Here is a 15,709-nt window from a genome sequence, read left to right on the forward strand (position 1 = left end):
GTGCACAAAGTGGGGATAATCGCCTGCATTTCTGGGTAAAAGTGCATAACTTTTAAGCAAAAAGGCACCTACCAGGACTTATCAACAGTGGATAAGTCTTGGCAAGTGCCTTTTGCATTTTGCCTAGTGGATAAGTTTAGTACTGCGACAGCACAAACTTGTTAATGGCTTCGGCCACGCCGGTGTTGTAATCAGCCTTGGTGACGTACTTGGCGACGTCCTTGACCTCGTTGATCCCGTTGGCAACGGAAACCGGCATCCCCACTGCCCGCAACATTGGTAGGTCGTTGGAGTTATCCCCAAAGGCGATGATTTCATCCGGCTTGATGCCGAGGTACTCACCCAACTTGAGCGTGGCAGTCCCCTTGTTCACGCCCTTGGGGTTGAACTCGGCGTAACGGCCGGAGGAATACGTGAGGTCGGCCCAATCGCCCACCTGTGCATAAACCTTGTCGGCGATGGCGTGGCGCACGTCGATGTCTGGGTTCATGAAGATGACCTTCATGATGTGCTTGTCCGCAAAACGGGAGAAGTCCGTGTCTTCCATGGTTCGGTACTGCACACCGCGGCTCACGACGTAATCGAGGTCGTCTTGGCGCGGGTTGTACATGTACAGGTGGTTGAGCGTGTAAACGTGAATTGCGATTTCCTTGTGCGGGCTGAGCAGGTCGAAGATTTCCTTGGCGTGTTCAAACGGCATCTGGCCGGTCATCAGCACCTTGTTGTCCTTGTTCTCGATGACGGCCCCACCGTTGTAAGAAATCACGAACTGGCCGGCCTCATCGTAAGTGCCAATGTCCTTCAGCAGCTTTTGCACAGAGGCGAAGCCGCGGCCGGTGTTGGGCACGAACTTAACGCCGTGAGCGGCAGCGGCCTTGATGGCGGCGGCATTTTCCGGCGAGATTGACCCGTCAGCGCGCACCAGCGTTTCATCCAAATCACTAACCATCAGTTTGTACATTTTGCAATTTCCTCCACTCATATGTATGCAACATAGGCTAGATTACCACAAAATGCCTGCTTCCGCTTTCAAACTTGTGCACCCCGACCGAAGATCCCGCAGCCACAACGTAAGCGGTTGCCAAAAAATGGTAGAATGAGCGTAGATCGTCACGCAGAATTATGGAGGAGAAATGATGGAGCCGATTACGATTTACCTGATTCGTCATGGTCAGACTTTTATCAACCGCTACGACCGGATGCAGGGGTGGAGCGACACGCCGCTCACCGACAAGGGAATTGCGGACGCCCACCGCGCCGGCCGCGCGCTCAGCGACGTCCACTTTACGGCCGCCTACAGCAGCGACACGATGCGCGCACAAAAGACCGCCCGCATCATTATGGACGAGAACCCGCACGCACCGGAGAAGCTCAACCTCATCCCGGCTTTTCGCGAGGAGTTCTACGGCTACTTCGAAGGCGACAACCCGAGCCGCACCTGGTTTGTCATCGGCAAGCCGCACGGATTCTCATCCTACACCGACATCGCCCGCCGCAAGGGCTTTGACGCCACCAAGGACATGATGCACGCCGCCGACCCCTTCCACGACGCCGAGGACGCGCACACTTTCTGGAGCCGGATCATGGGCGGCTTCAAGGAGTTGCGCGAGGACAACCCGAACGGCGGTACGATTTTGCTGGTAACCCACGGCACGACCATCCGCAGCATCATTGACAAATTCGGTAAGCAAGACGGCTTCAGCGGTCTAGAAGCCCCACGCAACGGTAGCATCTCCCGCCTGCGCCTAGACGAAGACGGCGTGCACGTGCTGAGCTACAATAACGTGCCGGACGTGGAGGAGTAGCAGAATCCCTGTGTCCACTTTTTATTGAACGATCAACTCTGAACGATGGCTGGCCGCTCCGCCAAAGTGACGCGCACGCACTGAGGGGCTGGGGCGAGTTAGCGGAACGAGCGCGGGTTAGTGGCGCGAAAAGAGCAGGCAGAGCCAGAATAACCGGCGTTAGCCGTTTTATTCTGGTTCTGCCTGCTCGGGGTAAAGTTTTTGACGTGGGTTTCGGCAAAAACTTTAGCGGTAGCCTGGCTTGCCAGGCGAAAGCGACCCCGCGCCATTCACCCGCGCTCGCGGAGCTAATTCGTCCCAGCCCCGGCCTTCGACCAAAGCGTCAAATCACAACTTTTGATACGCTTTGCCATCACATGTGTTACAATAATGGCAATCAAGGGTAGCTTCGTCAGCGAAGTACCTATTCGAACGGAGGGATTGTCATGCGCTTACGCGAAGCTGCACGTAACTAAAGAGTCTGTGCGCTGTAAGCATTCGTGACGGTTCTTGAGGACTGTTTTGGGGGCTAGCGTAGCCCCTTTTTGTTTGCCCAAAAATCGGCGCACCGCAACTCACAACCACTAGACATACGGAGGATAATGCGATGCCTGAAACCCAAGCAGCACCAACTAAAGTAATTATTGCCGGGATTACCAAACGGCAAGAGAATTTTGAATACACCATGACCGAACTCGGCGAACTCGCCAAGGCCGCAAACTACAACGTGGTCGGCGAAGTTACCCAGAAGCTCGACTACCCAGCCGGCGCCACCTACTTCGGTAGCGGGAAGGTCGAAGAACTGCGCATGGCCGCCAACATGAAGGAAGCTGCCGTCGTGATTGTCAATGACGAACTCAGCCCCAGCCAGTTGCGCAACCTGGAAAAGCAGATGCAGCTGCACCTAGTCGACCGCACGCAACTGATTCTGGACATCTTCGGTAGCCGCGCCCGCAGCAAGCAGGCCAAAACGCAGGTGGAAATTGCCCGCTTGCGCTACGAATTGCCACGCCTGCGCCAGAAGAACGCTGGCTTTGACCAACAGGGTGGCGGGAGTACCGGTGCCGGTGGTGCCCTGGCCAACCGTGGTTCCGGTGAAACCCAGCTGGAACAGGACCGTCGGGTACTAAACAAGCGGATTGGCCACCTCAAGCAGGAACTGATCGATGAAAGCCGCGATGAAGAAGTCCGCGCCGCCCAGCGCAACGAAAGCGACATTCCAACGGTTGCCCTGGTGGGTTACACCAACGCGGGTAAGTCCACGACCATGAACGGCCTGCTCCAACTTTTCACCGACCGGCCAGACGACAAGCAAGTCTTTGAAAAGGACATGCTGTTCGCCACCCTCGACACCTCCGTGCGCAGCATCGAACTGCCGGGCAACCGCAAGTTCCTGCTCAGCGACACGGTTGGGTTCGTCGGCAAGCTGCCAACCAAGCTGGTTGACTCCTTCAAGGCAACCCTGGCTGAAGCTAAGAACGCCGACCTGCTCGTCCAGGTGGTCGACTACTCTGACCCCCACTATCCAGAAATGATGAAGGTCACCGAGGACACCTTGCGCGACATCGGCATTGAAGGCACACCAATGATTGTCGGCTACAACAAGGCTGACCGCCGCGACGACCAGCCCGCCTTCCCAGACGAGAACGGCGACCACCTGATCTACTCCGCACGCGACGAGAAGTCCCTGCGCAAGCTCGCCGACATGATTGAGCAGCGCATCTTCGCCGACGCGGTGAGCGCGACCTACCTGATTCCGTTCACGGACGGTGGGGCGGTCAACTTCATCAACAGTGTGGCCAAGGTCGACAAGACCGACTACACCGCAGACGGCACCCTGATTACCGCCACGATGAGCGCGGCCAACGCCGGGCGCGTCGCCAAGTACGCTCAGGACTAAACGGCATTTAAATAGGCGCCGGCGACTACTCCCTCAAGGAGATGGTCGTCGGCGCCTTTTGCGTGCTCATCTATTCTTTGCAAAACGTAGCCGGTAATGCCGGCTTGTTGAAGTAATAACCCTGCACCTCGCTCACGCCACTACGGCCGGCAAGCTGCAAGTCTTCTGGCGTCTCCACGCCTTCAAAAGTGAACTCGACATGGTAACGTGCGGCCAAATCTCGCCACTTGGCGATGACCGCCTCAACGTTGTCCATCTGACCGAGTGCGCGCATGTTCTGAAGCGCAAACTTCATGATGTCCAGGTGCGGCAACAGTTGCTCCACCAAATCGTAATCCGTCACGTCGGAGCCGACGTCATCGATGGCGATGCGAATACCCGCGGCGTGCAGCTGCGCGCCAACTGACAGCATTTCTTCCATTGTCGGTGCATCGGTCAGCTCCACCGTCAGCGTCTGTAATTCGGGCGTCTGCTGGACAAACGCCACTAGTCCGGCGGCAACCGCCGGATCATGGAACTGCTTGGGCGTCAGGTTAATGCCCACCCGCTTAATTTTGAGCGCCTTAAGCGCCTCAACAATCAGCCGTGTCTGTTCCTGCACGCTGATTTCAAAAGTATCTGGAAGTCGCCACTGCTGATGTGCTTCGTCCCACATCCGCAGTAATAACTCGTAGCGAATAATAGCTTGCGTTTCAATTTGCACAATTGCCTGTGCGAAATACGTGTAGGTCATCACGACTCCCCCTTTCTTCTTCATCATTAAGTCGCGTTTACGGCCGCTAGTCCGCAAACGCAGTTGTACGTACATTTCATGAAGTTATTAACATCATACACCAAAACTATACAGTTTCATGTCGCGAATTAACAGCTTTGAAACCGGATTTTTTTGCATATCCGTGCAAAATTTGCGGATAATCGCTACTTTTTGGGTATGATTATGGACAGCGTATAAGCGTATCCTTAATAATTTAAGGGTTCGATAAATGGGAACGCTTCATTGTTGAAGAAGTTTGTTTTGGTCTAGGCTGAAATTTGGGCAGGTACTGGACACAAATAAGGACTTATTCCTCAGTTCGGGAATAAGTCCTTATTTACGCTAATGCTCACGAGCTAAGAGCATCACCATTACTCCGCGGTCGCGCGCCAAAAGGCAGCTCCCTAACATACAAGCAGGCACCGGCCAGAATCCTAAGTTCGGGATTCCGGCCGGTGCCCGCTTGTATACCGGGAGCTAACCGCCTTTTGGCACAGCCCTTAAATCGCCAACCTCTTCGCCAGCATCCGGGATGCGAGCGACAGCAGGTAGTTCACAACGAAGTACAGTACTGCCAATGCCACGTACATTGGAATCATGTAGTTGACGTTCTGGCCATAGATCAGCTGCGCGTTGAAGGTTACTTCTGGCAGCAGGATAATCGTAGCCAAGCTGGTGTCCTTAATCAGACTAATGAACTGGCTCACGATTGGTGGAATCATTTTGCGCAGTGCTTGCGGCAAAATGATGTGCACCATCGCCTGAGTGTAGGTCATCCCGTTGGCACGGGCGGCTTCCATCTGGCCCTTGCTGACGGCGTTGATGCCGGAACGCACGATTTCGGCAATCATCGCGGCTTCAAAGATACTCAGCGCAATGATGGTGGCCGAAACGGCATTCAGGCGAACCCCCATCTCCGGCAAACCGAAGTAGACGAAGAACAGTAGCAGCAGCAGTGGCAGGTTCCGGATGATGTCGATGATGAAACCAACGATGGCTGACACCCACTTAATTTTGACATAGCGGATAATCCCCAGAATCGTCCCCAGAATGAAACTGATGACGATGGAGGCGGCAGACACCTCGAGGGTGACCATGAAGCCTTCGAGCAGGTAGCGGACGTTAATCCATGATAGTGCTTGTGCAAAAGTATTCATCTATGCCACCTCCTTAGGCCGTCTGCCAGCGCTTTTCAAGATAGCGCATCAGGTATGACAGCGGCATCGTAATAATCAGGTAGAAAATCCCGACGATAAAGTAGGTCTGGAAGGTATCCAGCGTAGCCGCCGCGATTAACTTACCTTGGTACATCAGGTCAAAGCCGGACACGAAGGCCAGCACGGAGGAGTTCTTGACCAAGTTAATGAACTGGTTGCCCAGTGGGGGAATCGTCACCTTAATGGCCTGCGGGAAGATGATGTGCGTCATGGCCTGGAAGTAGGTCAAGCCCACACTGCGCGCACCTTCCATTTGGCCGGTGGAGATGGCCTCAATCCCGGCACGCACCGTTTCGGCGATGAACGCGCTGGTGTAGATGGTCAGCCCAATCGTCCCGGCAGCGAACCCGCTGATCGGCAGCACGTACTTCGGAATGACCACATAGAAAATCATCGTGATGACCAGCAGCGGAATGTTCCGCACCACTTCAACGTAAATCCGGCCGATGGCGTTAACCCACTTAATCGGACTGATTTCCATGAGGGCAAACGCCGTCCCCAACACGCAAGACCCAATCAGGCCCAAAATACTACATTCGAGTGTCACGAGGAACGCTGAAACGAGGGTTCCCCAGTTTGAACTAACAATTGATAGCATCTACTTGACCTCCTTTACGTGGAAGCCCGGAACATCCCCGAACCACTTGTTCGCAATCTTATCGTAAGTCCCGTTTTCCTTAATCTTGGCAAGCGCCTTGTTAATGGAACGCAGGAAAGGCTTTTGGCCCTTGTTAACGGCAATCCCGTACGGTTCGTTGGTGTAGGTCCCGCCGACAACGACGTAACCCTTATCCTGGAGCGACATCCCGTAGAGAATCCCGTTGTCGGTTGACAGTGCATCAGCCTGACCCGCCTTGAGCGCCGTGAAGGCGGAGGCGTAATCGGACAGCTGCAGCAGCTGCGTGTTCGGCGCGGCCTTCTTGATACTGTCACCGTAAGTACTCCCCTGAACCACAATCGTCTTGGTGCCCTTCTTCAGGTCCTTGACGCTCTTAATCTTGCTGCCCTTCTTGACCAGGATGGAACCCCCAGCCTTGAAGTACACATCGGAAAAGTCAGCCTGCTTCTGCCGTTCTGGCGTGATGGTCATCGTCGCGATAATCGCATCGATGTTCCCCGCCTTCAGCAGCGGCATCCGCGTGTCGGATGTCACCTGCACGAACTTCGCGCGGCCAGACGGCCCGAGGATTTCCTTGGTCAGCGCTTTAGCAACGTCGACGTCAAAGCCCTGAATTTTGCCCGTCTTGATGTTCATCAGGCCGAACAGATTGGTGTCGGCCTTCACGCCCCAGATAATCGTGTTGGTTTCGGAGGCGTTGGACAGCGTATCGCGTTTAGCGACACTATTGCCGCAACCGGCGAGGGTCACGAGTCCGAGAACCAACATCAGCGGCGCAATCAGTTTCCACAATCGCTTCTTCATGCTCCCGCCTCCTAGTGGTTGATAATCTTACTAATGAACTCCTGCGCCCGCGCTTCCTTAGGGTGATCGAAGAAGCCAGCCACGTCCGTGCTGTCTTCCAAAATGGTGCCATCAGCCATGAAGATAATCCGGTTCCCCACCTGCTTGGCAAAGCCCATTTCGTGGGTCACCACAACCATGGTCATGCCTTGCTGGGCAATCTTCTTCATAACGTCCAGCACGTCACCGATCATTTCAGGGTCCAGCGCACTAGTTGGTTCGTCAAACAGAATGGCCTTCGGGTGCATCGCTAAGCTGCGGGCGATGGCGACACGCTGCTTCTGACCACCAGAGAGCATGCTGGGGAAGCTGGCAGACTTGTCAGCCAGGCCAACCATCTTCAGCAGGTCCATGGCTTCCTTTTCGGCCTTATCCTTGTCCATCTTCTGCACAAGGCGCGGGCCGAGGGTAATATTATCGAGAACGGTCTTGTTCGCATATAGGTTAAAATGCTGGAACACCATCCCCACGTCGCGGCGGGTCCGGTTCATGTCCGTTTTCTTGTCCGCTAAATCCATATCGTTAACGATCAGCTGGCCACTGGTGATTTCTTCCAAGCCGTTAATGGTGCGCAGCAGGGTTGATTTACCTGAACCTGAAGGGCCGATAATGGTGACAACTTCACCCTTATCGATGGTCAGGTTGATGTTCTTCAATGCGTGGAATTTGTTGCCGTAGTACTTTTCGACATCGTGAAACTCGATCATGGACATTGAACTTACCTCCGTTTTCATAAAAAAAGCATTTTTTAAATTTTACTGTGAAAATCTAAAAAATGCAAATGAAGGCCTTATTCTATTACTGTTTGTTCGTGTCTAGGTAAGCGAGGTCTGCTTCAATCGTAAATGGTTCCGTTATTGAATTCATCCCCGTTCGGCTCGGCGTCTTTTGCGGGCCGCCACTGAGGACAACTTGCGCTGCCGCTAATCGATACATAGATGCGGCCTTATCAATTGGCGTCAGACCAATACTGCGTACAGTGGCCAGTTCATGGTAATCCAGGCTGTTCAGGCCACCGACGATGACCCACCTGTTATCAGCGGTGTGCGTCAAATCATAATAAGGTAATGGCACCGGCGCACCCATTGCGAGCACTGGCGCCGCGGTTTTCTGGGCGATTCGGGCCAGTGTATTGTCATCGAGGCCATGATACTTTAATGTCAGTATCCCCTGTTTTTCCATTTGGGCCGCTAGTTCGTTAATCGCGGCCTGCTGCTGCGGCGTCACGTCCAGGGTGCTGCGCAGCACCTGCTGGCTCTTAAACACGCCATTAGCGGGCTGTTCGGCCACTTGCGTGTAGGCAGCCACTGCGGCTTGGCGCTGCTTGGCGCTCCCGCCCAGTGCCTTCTCGATGCGCGGCGAAATGTCCCACTTCACCTTCTTGTCGGTGTAGTAGTAGATGAAGTTCAGCACGATGAAATATAGGAAGATGAGGAACAGGAGCAAGAACAGTGAGCCCTGCAGACGGTAGTTCTTGTAACGCAGCCCCTGAATCGCCACGTACAGGAGGTAAAAGTTAGCGATGAAGGCCACAACCGTGAAGGCACGGCCCTTCGGCTTGTCCTGAATGTTGAAATAATTCAGCAGCCGGTTGATCAAATCAAGTGCGGTTAACATGCTTGTCCCTCCTTACTGTTGGGTTGTCGTGGTCTTCTGCGACGAACTACTGTTGGTTGTAGTCCCGGTATCACCGGTGTTGCCACTATCGCCATTATCCGTGTTGTCAGTATTGCCACTGCCGGTCGTGGTTTTATCCGTAGTCGTGTCGCCCGTCGTGTCCTTGTTGTCTGTCGTTGTGGTGTGCGAACTCGAACTGGAGGACGTGCTGCTAGAAGCCGAACTGTTGTCGGTCTGGTTCTGCGGCTGACTACTCTCGTCAGCGGAACTGGATGAACTTTCCACAGTGCTAGATTCACTCGGCTTAGACGGCTTGCTGGAACTCTTGTCACTGCTGCTAGAAGAAGACGTCTCGCCGGTTTTCTTGGCCTTGAGGCTGGAAACCAGACTGCTCTGCGACGCCTCACTCTTTGGCGTACTGCTTGGGTTAGCGGTGTTGTTGATGACGTTAAACGCGCTAACGAACAAAATCAATGAAACAATTGCGGTTGGTGAAAGCAATGGTTGCGTACGGTATGCCATTTATAAATCTCCTTCATAATTCCGGAAAAACCGGACGTACTTTTGGGCGTCAAGCCTGCGCGCAATCCGCTTTGCAGGTAGCGTGCAAGCCCGTTCGCCGCTTCTAAGTAACTATTGTCCCACCTTTTGTCTCAAAGCGGAATTGCCTAAGGCTGAATTTCGTGAAATCGTAAGCGAACGTTCACTAAATCGGCACAAAATTCTTGGCAGATAATCTAACATGGCGTAATTTATAAAATTCAGCCATTACCATAAAAAAACATTTTTTCGACTGCAATTTGGTACTAAAATCGAGTTCATTACTGTGACAAAGGCAATTGTGTTTGTCGCATTTGTTTCATCATCATAAATAAAAAACTATTTGTCAATAATATTGACTTTTTCGGCGTGAGCAACGCAAAAGGTCCCGGCATCCTCCTGTGCGGAAGATGCTGGGACCTTTTACTTCATGCTGCTAATTTAAGCACGGTGCTTGCGCCGCAAGTACAGCAGCGTTGTTTCCAGTGCCAGGAGAATTAAGCCGGCCACGATTAAACCGTAGCTGACGCTGTCCCCGGTTTGCGGGAAGACCTTTTGCAGCAAACGCTGGTGCTTGCCAGCCCGTGCCTTGCGGTGGGTAGCTGGCCGCTGATTGCTGCCATAGGTGTCGGGCAGTGGCGGGTTGTCGTTGTTGCCGAAGGTATCCGGCAGTGGCGGGTTACCCGGTGTGCGATTACCTGGTGCCGGTGGTTCCGGCCCAAAGGTGTCAGGCAACGGTGGTTGTGGCGCGTTTGTAACGTCAACTTGCACCAAACTCTGCTGTCCAAGCCCAATTGTAAACGGCGTGCTGTTCTGTTCATTCAGCATGTAACCAGCAGGCGCCTTTGTTTCGACAAAGTAGTATTGTCCTGGTAGCAGACCAAGGACGACTACTTCACCATTCACATCAGTATTGAGATTGCTTCGAACCAGTGTGCCATCTTCCCGATACAGACTAAACTGAGCACCAGCAAGTAATTCACCTGTTGCTGCATCACTCTTAACAAGCCGCACACCACCAACACTTTGTTTGTTGGTGACATGAACTCGGGCAACCTGCTGCTGATTGAAATCAACAGTGAACGCGTAGTGATTGTTTGCGTTCAAAGTATACCCGTTAGGAGCCTGCGTCTCACGGAAATAGTAATCCCCAGGCGTGAGGTCGTTGACTACCAATTGACCATTTGCTGAGGTAGTCAAACCACTGCGGACGAGCGTTCCGTCTGTCTCGTAGAGGGCAAAATGCGCACCCGGTAAAACTTGCCCGCTCGTAGCATCTGTCTTGCTGAGGACAACGCCCCCCTTAGTTTCCTGATCATCTGTTGTGACCAGAGCTGTCTTGTTTGGCTGGTTAAGGGCCACTACGACTGGCACTTGAGCAGTATTAAGGTCATAACCAGTTGGAGCCTGAATCTCACGGAAGTAGTAGTCCCCAGGAACTAAGTCAGTTACTTTGATGTTTCCGCTTTGTGACGTGGCTAAATGCTGCTTAACCAGTTTACCATCAGCAGCGTACAGGTTGTAAACTGCACCCACAACTGGCTGCTGATTCTGCGCATCGCGCTTAGTCAGTTGCACATTGCCCTGGATGTCGTCGAAGACAAGCATGTGCACCATATCGCCGTTTGTTTTCTTGCCGATAGTAACATGGTAAGTGGTAGCATTCAAACTGAATCCCGCTGGTGCCTTCAATTCGCGCAGTGTGTATGCACCTGGTTCGAGGTATTCTGCCACCGCATTACCCTGTGCGTCTGTGGTTAAGGTACGTGTCTGTACACCTTTTGTATTGAACAATCCATAGACCGCATTCGCCACCGCAGCGCCATTCTGCTTGTTTTCTTTGGTCAGCTGCAAGCGACCAAGGTATGGTGTGTTCAGCGCTTTAACCTCTACTGCTTGGCCTTCCTGCTGATTGAAGACAACCGTGAAGTGGAACTGCTGCTGAATTGCAGGCAAAATGTAGCCTGCTGGTGTTTTTGTTTCAACAAGGTAGTAGCCACCAGGAACTAGGTTCGGTATCTGCAACTTGCCATTAGAGTCTGTGGTAAGCCCATGACGCAGCAACGTTCCTGTTTGTGTGGAATAAAGATTGAATTCTGCACCAGCCAAGCCTTCTTTGGTGAAACCGTCTAGCTTAAGCAGAATTGCACTACCGGGTTTTTCTTCATCATAGACTGTTGCCTTTGCACCAGCTGGAAGTACAGTATCACCTTGGCGACTTGGTTCGCTGGAACCAGTCTGCACCACATTAACGTAGTATTTTTTGTCAGAATTCAGTTTATAACCAGTAGGGGCTTCAACTTCTTTAAAGTAGTATTTACCTGGCAGTAACCCATTCACACGGGCCACGCCATTGCCACCGGTCATGACAATCGCTTGAATCTCATCCGCGTCATTATAAAGCTTAAATTCGGCTCCTGGCAGTGCGATGTCCATCTGATCAAAGTCCCGTTTGGTGACTTCAACACTGCCGCGCCACTTGGCATCGGTGGCATTAACCGTCTGGAACAGATTTGCCATTTTGTCCCGAGCAATTGTAAATGAATATTTCTCCTTATTTAGCAGGTAACCAGCTGGTGCCTTAGTTTCCACCAGATAATAATCACCCGGCGCTAAGTTCCAGAGACTGAATTCGCCGTCGTCTGTAGTTGTACCAGATCTATTCGTATCTGTAGCTTGCCCGTCAGCACTCACACGATACAGTTCGTAAGTTGCTCCTTTTACCCGTTCTCCAGTATGAAGGGCGGTCTTCTTTAGCGTAACTTCACCATGATATTCGTTGTTAGCAATCGTCTGGTTATCAACTAAATTACCATCAGCGTCTTTCTCACCATTTGCCTTAATGGTAATGTGCTTGCCCTTGGCATAAGCGCCTGCAATGTAGCCTTCAGGTGTGGTGCTGAGGTCTTCTTGCAAAATGTATTCGCCCGGCTTCAGGTTCGACCAACTTAACGTACCATCATCACCAGTTGTGCCTTTACGAATCACCTCACCATCTTTGACGTAAACTGGACTACCATCTGGATTATTTTGACCTGACTTCTTGGCCATAAAGAGTTCAAAACCAACACCTGCCAGCGGTACCGATGGATTATCGCCATCGACCTTAGTAAGCTTGAACCTTAAGTTCGGCCCAACCTCGCCAGATGCACTCCCACCATCGTGATCGATAATGACGGTCGCTGTTTTCTGCTGGTAGGTCTTAGTGACGTGATCCGCAATGATTGACACCTGATTAGACAAAGTAGCCTGGTCAGCTGACGAATTAATCTTCGCTTCGTAATCCACTCGGTACGCTCGATTAATTGTCTTGTTGAATTTGACAATCAGTACTTGTGCACCGGTATTTTGATAATCCGTTACGACGCTGACCGTGTAGTCTGCCCCCGCAACAGCCTTGCGGTAAACTGTGTTTTTGCCCTCTGAGTTCGGCATCATTTCGTAAACTGCAACAGAATTGACATCAACAAACTGATTACGTGATGGAATGTCAACAACTTTGACATCGCTTAGCGTTGACTGCGATGGGTTAACGTCCACTGACCAATCCACGACGCTGCCATCTTTTTGACCGGATTTGTCGATGTAGTCGCCACCATGATCCACCGTGACGGTGCCAGTCACGTCATGGTGCTCACCGCCATTTACAAACGCAGCCGTATTAGTGTACGACGTCGTGTCGACGAGCTGACCCGCGAGGCTAGTATCAAACTCGACGAAGTAAACCCCATTATCATGCGGTAAATCCACGTTGAGTGTTCTGGTCTTCTCATCGTAATGAACCGTGTAATCTGTCGGATTTACCCAGTCGTCTTCCTTGGATTGAATGGCATTATCACCCGAATCACTACGGATTGTACCGTCAATACTGCCACGGAATACGTGCACTGACCCTGGGACGTAGGTCTGGCCCTCAGGAATTGTGTCGGTTACCCGCGCATCTTGCAGCTGGCGCTGATTGTAGTTAACCCCAACTGTCCACTTAATCTGTTTTGTTTGTGGATCGTACTGACCACTCTTGGAAGCATCGTGGAGAAACTTATCCCCCGGCCCAAAGGGAACGACTTGATGGTTGTGGTGCTTATCACCAGTACCGTCAACCCAGAAGCTGTCCGCGTGATTTTCTACCTGCACACCAGTCGTAATCTTCTCGGAGTCGAAGGTGGTGTGGTAGCTAATCGTGAACTTATCGCTGGTTTTCTGATAAGCACCAATGAAAATCAGACGGAATCCATCGTTCTGCTGATTTGTTCCTGTAACCAGAAAGTCCTTCCCCAGGATCAACTGCTGCTGTGTGCTTTCGTCAAACACTTCCGGTGTACCCTTCAAGGAAAGAGCATCTGGCAGTTTATCACTCACTTCAAAGAAGTTAAACAACTGTTCACCCGCATTTACGGTAATTTTCCAGTCGTTTGTCTTCGTGTAATAGTTAGTCCCAGTCAGACTCTTTTGCAGTTCCTGCTGAGAGCCCGTCACCGTGACCGGCACATTCGTATCACCAGTACCAGCTTCGTTGCCGATGTTCAGGCCCACGATGGGATTTTTAGGATCAGCCAGAATCTGGTTGTCATTCTGGTCGGCCAGTGGCACAGTGGCCTGAGTGTCATAACTAATCTGCACAGCACGCTTAATGGATTGATTCCAAGTTAAGGTGAATTTCGGAAAGTCACCGTTTTGCTCAAAGTTGACGGTGTACAGACTTGGATCAACTTGATCGGAGGTAGTGATTGGTTGGCCGTTAGCATCAAAATCAACGTAGTAAACTCGGAGAGTACCAGGTAAGTACTTCTGCGGTGTCACTGCCACTTTGTCAGTCACCTTGGTGCCAGCTTTAACTGTTTTTTCACCATAGTTAAAATTCACAAACCAGGTGAATCTTTGACCGTCCCTGATCGCCTTTTGCCCACTTTTATCGAGCAACCTGCCGTAGTTTACGGTAACGGCACTCGAAGCAGACGGGTTTTGGTCACCATCATGCAAGGTGGCAGTATTTGTAAAAGATAGCGAACCACCATCATCCGGAATTTTATCTTCATCAATATCCGTCAAGTAAGTGACTGTGAAGACGTCACCCGTCTTGGCATAATTCCCTTTCAACGTCACCTTGTTATCAGCGTCACGGTCGAAAGTATAGTCACTGCCAGCGCTGAGTGTTTCCTTTGTGGTGATATCCCGCACCACTACCGGTGCGTCCGCATTCAAACTCAAACCGTCTTGCAGTGGGTCGGTGATGCTCGCATTCGTCAGCAGTTTCTGGGACTTGTTAAAGGTAACGTCCCAACTAATCTGCTTGGCGTTTTCCGCACCGCCCGTCTTCGAATTGACTGGCGTACCAGTCTTCGTGACATCTTTATCTGTTTGTTGTTCCAGATCAACCGCCGTCACGTTCCTGCTGTCTTTAACCGGGGTCGTAAATGACTGCAAGCCGGTCTCCGTGACGTTCTTGGCACTTTCGGTATGCACAAAAGTTCCCTTGATGTCAGTGTTGCCCACAGCATTTTGGTTCAGGGTAATGGTCACCTGATTACCATTGCGTACCGTAAAGGAACCAAGACTCGGGTCACCGTCTAGAGGACCTTGGCCATCATCCGCCTTAACACCGGCGGGCAAGTCAAAAGTGAAGTAGTCCCCATTCTGCACCTGATGGTTATCCTTCAACTGGTCCGGAACTGCGAATTGATATTCGTAGCGCGCCTGAGCGTCAGGTGGCAGTTCATAGGTGCCATTAACTGGCTCGATATCCTTGCCATCTTTGTCCTTAAACGAGAAGGCAGTAATTTTGGCAATCGGCTGGCCGTCTGGCACGTAGTCATTTAAATTCACCGGTGCAGCGGCTGCTTGCGGCTTCGTTGCCGTTACCGTGTTGCTGGCATCACTGTCGTCGGTAACGGTTACTTTATCTGGCGCGTTGCTCAGTGGCAGAGTCAAGGTTGCATCATCAATCTTCTTGCCGCCCTCGATGTTGAGGTTGACCTTGCTGGTGCCCTTGTCACTATCCACGTTCGTATAGTAGTCGCCAATTTCTTGGCCCTGACTATCCTTCAACGTTCCTTGATCGCCATCCGTCAGCGAACCACCAGTCACGACAGCACAAAAATGCAAGCTATCTTTAGCTGTCTGCGCCGAATACTTCAGCGTCAGCTGAGTGCCATCCGCGTTCAAATCGGCGCCACGCAAAGTAACACCTACATTCCCGTCTGCAGATGTCGTATCCGCGCTTACAACCTGTGTCAACGATCCCACGTATTGGAATAGACACAGGCATGTCATCAGAATGGCATAGGCCTTCTGTATCCACTTATTCATTGAATTAACCCCCCAAGGCTAGTAACAACTTCTGGAGGGCATAATACCACCATTAATTACTATTGGCCGGCATTTTTGCGGAAAAGCAATCATTTTACGGGACGAAAAACGTTTGTGAAAAATCAGTAG

The 15,709-nt window shown here is 51.8% G+C and carries 11 protein-coding genes; 2 read left to right on the top strand and 9 right to left on the bottom strand.

Annotated features, from left to right (window positions below; translation table 11 throughout):
* Nucleotides 1-136: 136 nt before the first annotated feature.
* On the bottom strand, nt 137-961 hold the full coding sequence (locus EKM97_RS00315; protein WP_125570274.1) for a Cof-type HAD-IIB family hydrolase: 825 nt from the start codon (nt 959-961) through the stop codon (nt 137-139).
* A gap of 175 nt (nt 962-1,136) precedes the next feature.
* Between EKM97_RS00315 and EKM97_RS00320 the strand changes: the two genes are divergently transcribed.
* A complete protein-coding gene (locus EKM97_RS00320) occupies nt 1,137-1,805 on the top strand; it encodes a histidine phosphatase family protein (RefSeq protein ID WP_125570376.1) in 669 nt (222 codons plus the stop codon).
* 586 nt (nt 1,806-2,391) lie between these two features.
* Nucleotides 2,392-3,684, top strand: coding sequence for a GTPase HflX (gene hflX / locus EKM97_RS00325; protein WP_125570275.1), 1,293 nt, complete (start codon nt 2,392-2,394; stop codon nt 3,682-3,684).
* Nucleotides 3,685-3,754: 70 nt separating this feature from the next.
* On the opposite strand, the gene EKM97_RS00330 is transcribed toward hflX, so the two are convergent.
* From EKM97_RS00330 to EKM97_RS00365, 8 genes are all read right to left on the bottom strand, one after another.
* Entirely contained in the window at nt 3,755-4,417 is a 663-nt protein-coding gene (locus tag EKM97_RS00330) for an EAL domain-containing protein (protein WP_164507373.1), read from the bottom strand.
* A gap of 521 nt (nt 4,418-4,938) precedes the next feature.
* Entirely contained in the window at nt 4,939-5,595 is a 657-nt protein-coding gene (locus tag EKM97_RS00335; RefSeq protein ID WP_125570277.1) for an amino acid ABC transporter permease, read from the bottom strand.
* Between the two features lie 13 nt (nt 5,596-5,608).
* Nucleotides 5,609-6,253, bottom strand: a complete 645-nt coding sequence (locus EKM97_RS00340) for an amino acid ABC transporter permease (protein ID WP_125570278.1) — start codon at nt 6,251-6,253, stop codon at nt 5,609-5,611.
* A complete protein-coding gene (locus tag EKM97_RS00345; RefSeq protein ID WP_125570279.1) occupies nt 6,254-7,078 on the bottom strand; it encodes a transporter substrate-binding domain-containing protein in 825 nt (274 codons plus the stop codon).
* A gap of 11 nt (nt 7,079-7,089) precedes the next feature.
* Nucleotides 7,090-7,830 carry an amino acid ABC transporter ATP-binding protein gene (locus EKM97_RS00350; protein WP_125570280.1) on the bottom strand — a complete coding sequence of 247 codons (741 nt, stop codon included), beginning with the start codon at nt 7,828-7,830 and terminating at the stop codon, nt 7,090-7,092.
* Nucleotides 7,831-7,915: 85 nt separating this feature from the next.
* Nucleotides 7,916-8,734: a DUF6681 family protein gene (locus EKM97_RS00355; RefSeq protein ID WP_125570281.1), complete on the bottom strand. Its 819-nt coding sequence runs from the start codon at nt 8,732-8,734 to the stop codon at nt 7,916-7,918.
* 12 nt (nt 8,735-8,746) lie between these two features.
* Complete coding sequence (locus tag EKM97_RS00360; RefSeq protein ID WP_125570282.1) at nt 8,747-9,256, bottom strand: hypothetical protein; 510 nt, start codon at nt 9,254-9,256, stop codon at nt 8,747-8,749.
* 459 nt (nt 9,257-9,715) lie between these two features.
* Nucleotides 9,716-15,580, bottom strand: coding sequence for a SpaA isopeptide-forming pilin-related protein (locus EKM97_RS00365; protein WP_125570283.1), 5,865 nt, complete (start codon nt 15,578-15,580; stop codon nt 9,716-9,718).
* Nucleotides 15,581-15,709: the final 129 nt, after the last annotated feature.

Origin of the sequence: Lacticaseibacillus songhuajiangensis (assembly GCF_003946025.1) — a bacterium.
Taxonomy (GTDB): domain Bacteria; phylum Bacillota; class Bacilli; order Lactobacillales; family Lactobacillaceae; genus Lacticaseibacillus; species Lacticaseibacillus songhuajiangensis.

Coding starts and splice junctions, on each gene's coding strand:
- EKM97_RS00315 (WP_125570274.1), bottom strand. CDS start 961: ATGTACAAACTGATGGTTAGTGATTTGGATGAAACGCTGGTGCGCGCT.
- EKM97_RS00365 (WP_125570283.1), bottom strand. CDS start 15,580: ATGAATAAGTGGATACAGAAGGCCTATGCCATTCTGATGACATGCCTG.
- EKM97_RS00345 (WP_125570279.1), bottom strand. CDS start 7,078: ATGAAGAAGCGATTGTGGAAACTGATTGCGCCGCTGATGTTGGTTCTC.
- EKM97_RS00350 (WP_125570280.1), bottom strand. CDS start 7,830: ATGTCCATGATCGAGTTTCACGATGTCGAAAAGTACTACGGCAACAAA.
- EKM97_RS00360 (WP_125570282.1), bottom strand. CDS start 9,256: ATGGCATACCGTACGCAACCATTGCTTTCACCAACCGCAATTGTTTCA.
- EKM97_RS00355 (WP_125570281.1), bottom strand. CDS start 8,734: ATGTTAACCGCACTTGATTTGATCAACCGGCTGCTGAATTATTTCAAC.
- EKM97_RS00330 (WP_164507373.1), bottom strand. CDS start 4,417: ATGACCTACACGTATTTCGCACAGGCAATTGTGCAAATTGAAACGCAA.
- EKM97_RS00335 (WP_125570277.1), bottom strand. CDS start 5,595: ATGAATACTTTTGCACAAGCACTATCATGGATTAACGTCCGCTACCTG.
- hflX (WP_125570275.1), top strand. CDS start 2,392: ATGCCTGAAACCCAAGCAGCACCAACTAAAGTAATTATTGCCGGGATT.
- EKM97_RS00340 (WP_125570278.1), bottom strand. CDS start 6,253: ATGCTATCAATTGTTAGTTCAAACTGGGGAACCCTCGTTTCAGCGTTC.
- EKM97_RS00320 (WP_125570376.1), top strand. CDS start 1,137: ATGGAGCCGATTACGATTTACCTGATTCGTCATGGTCAGACTTTTATC.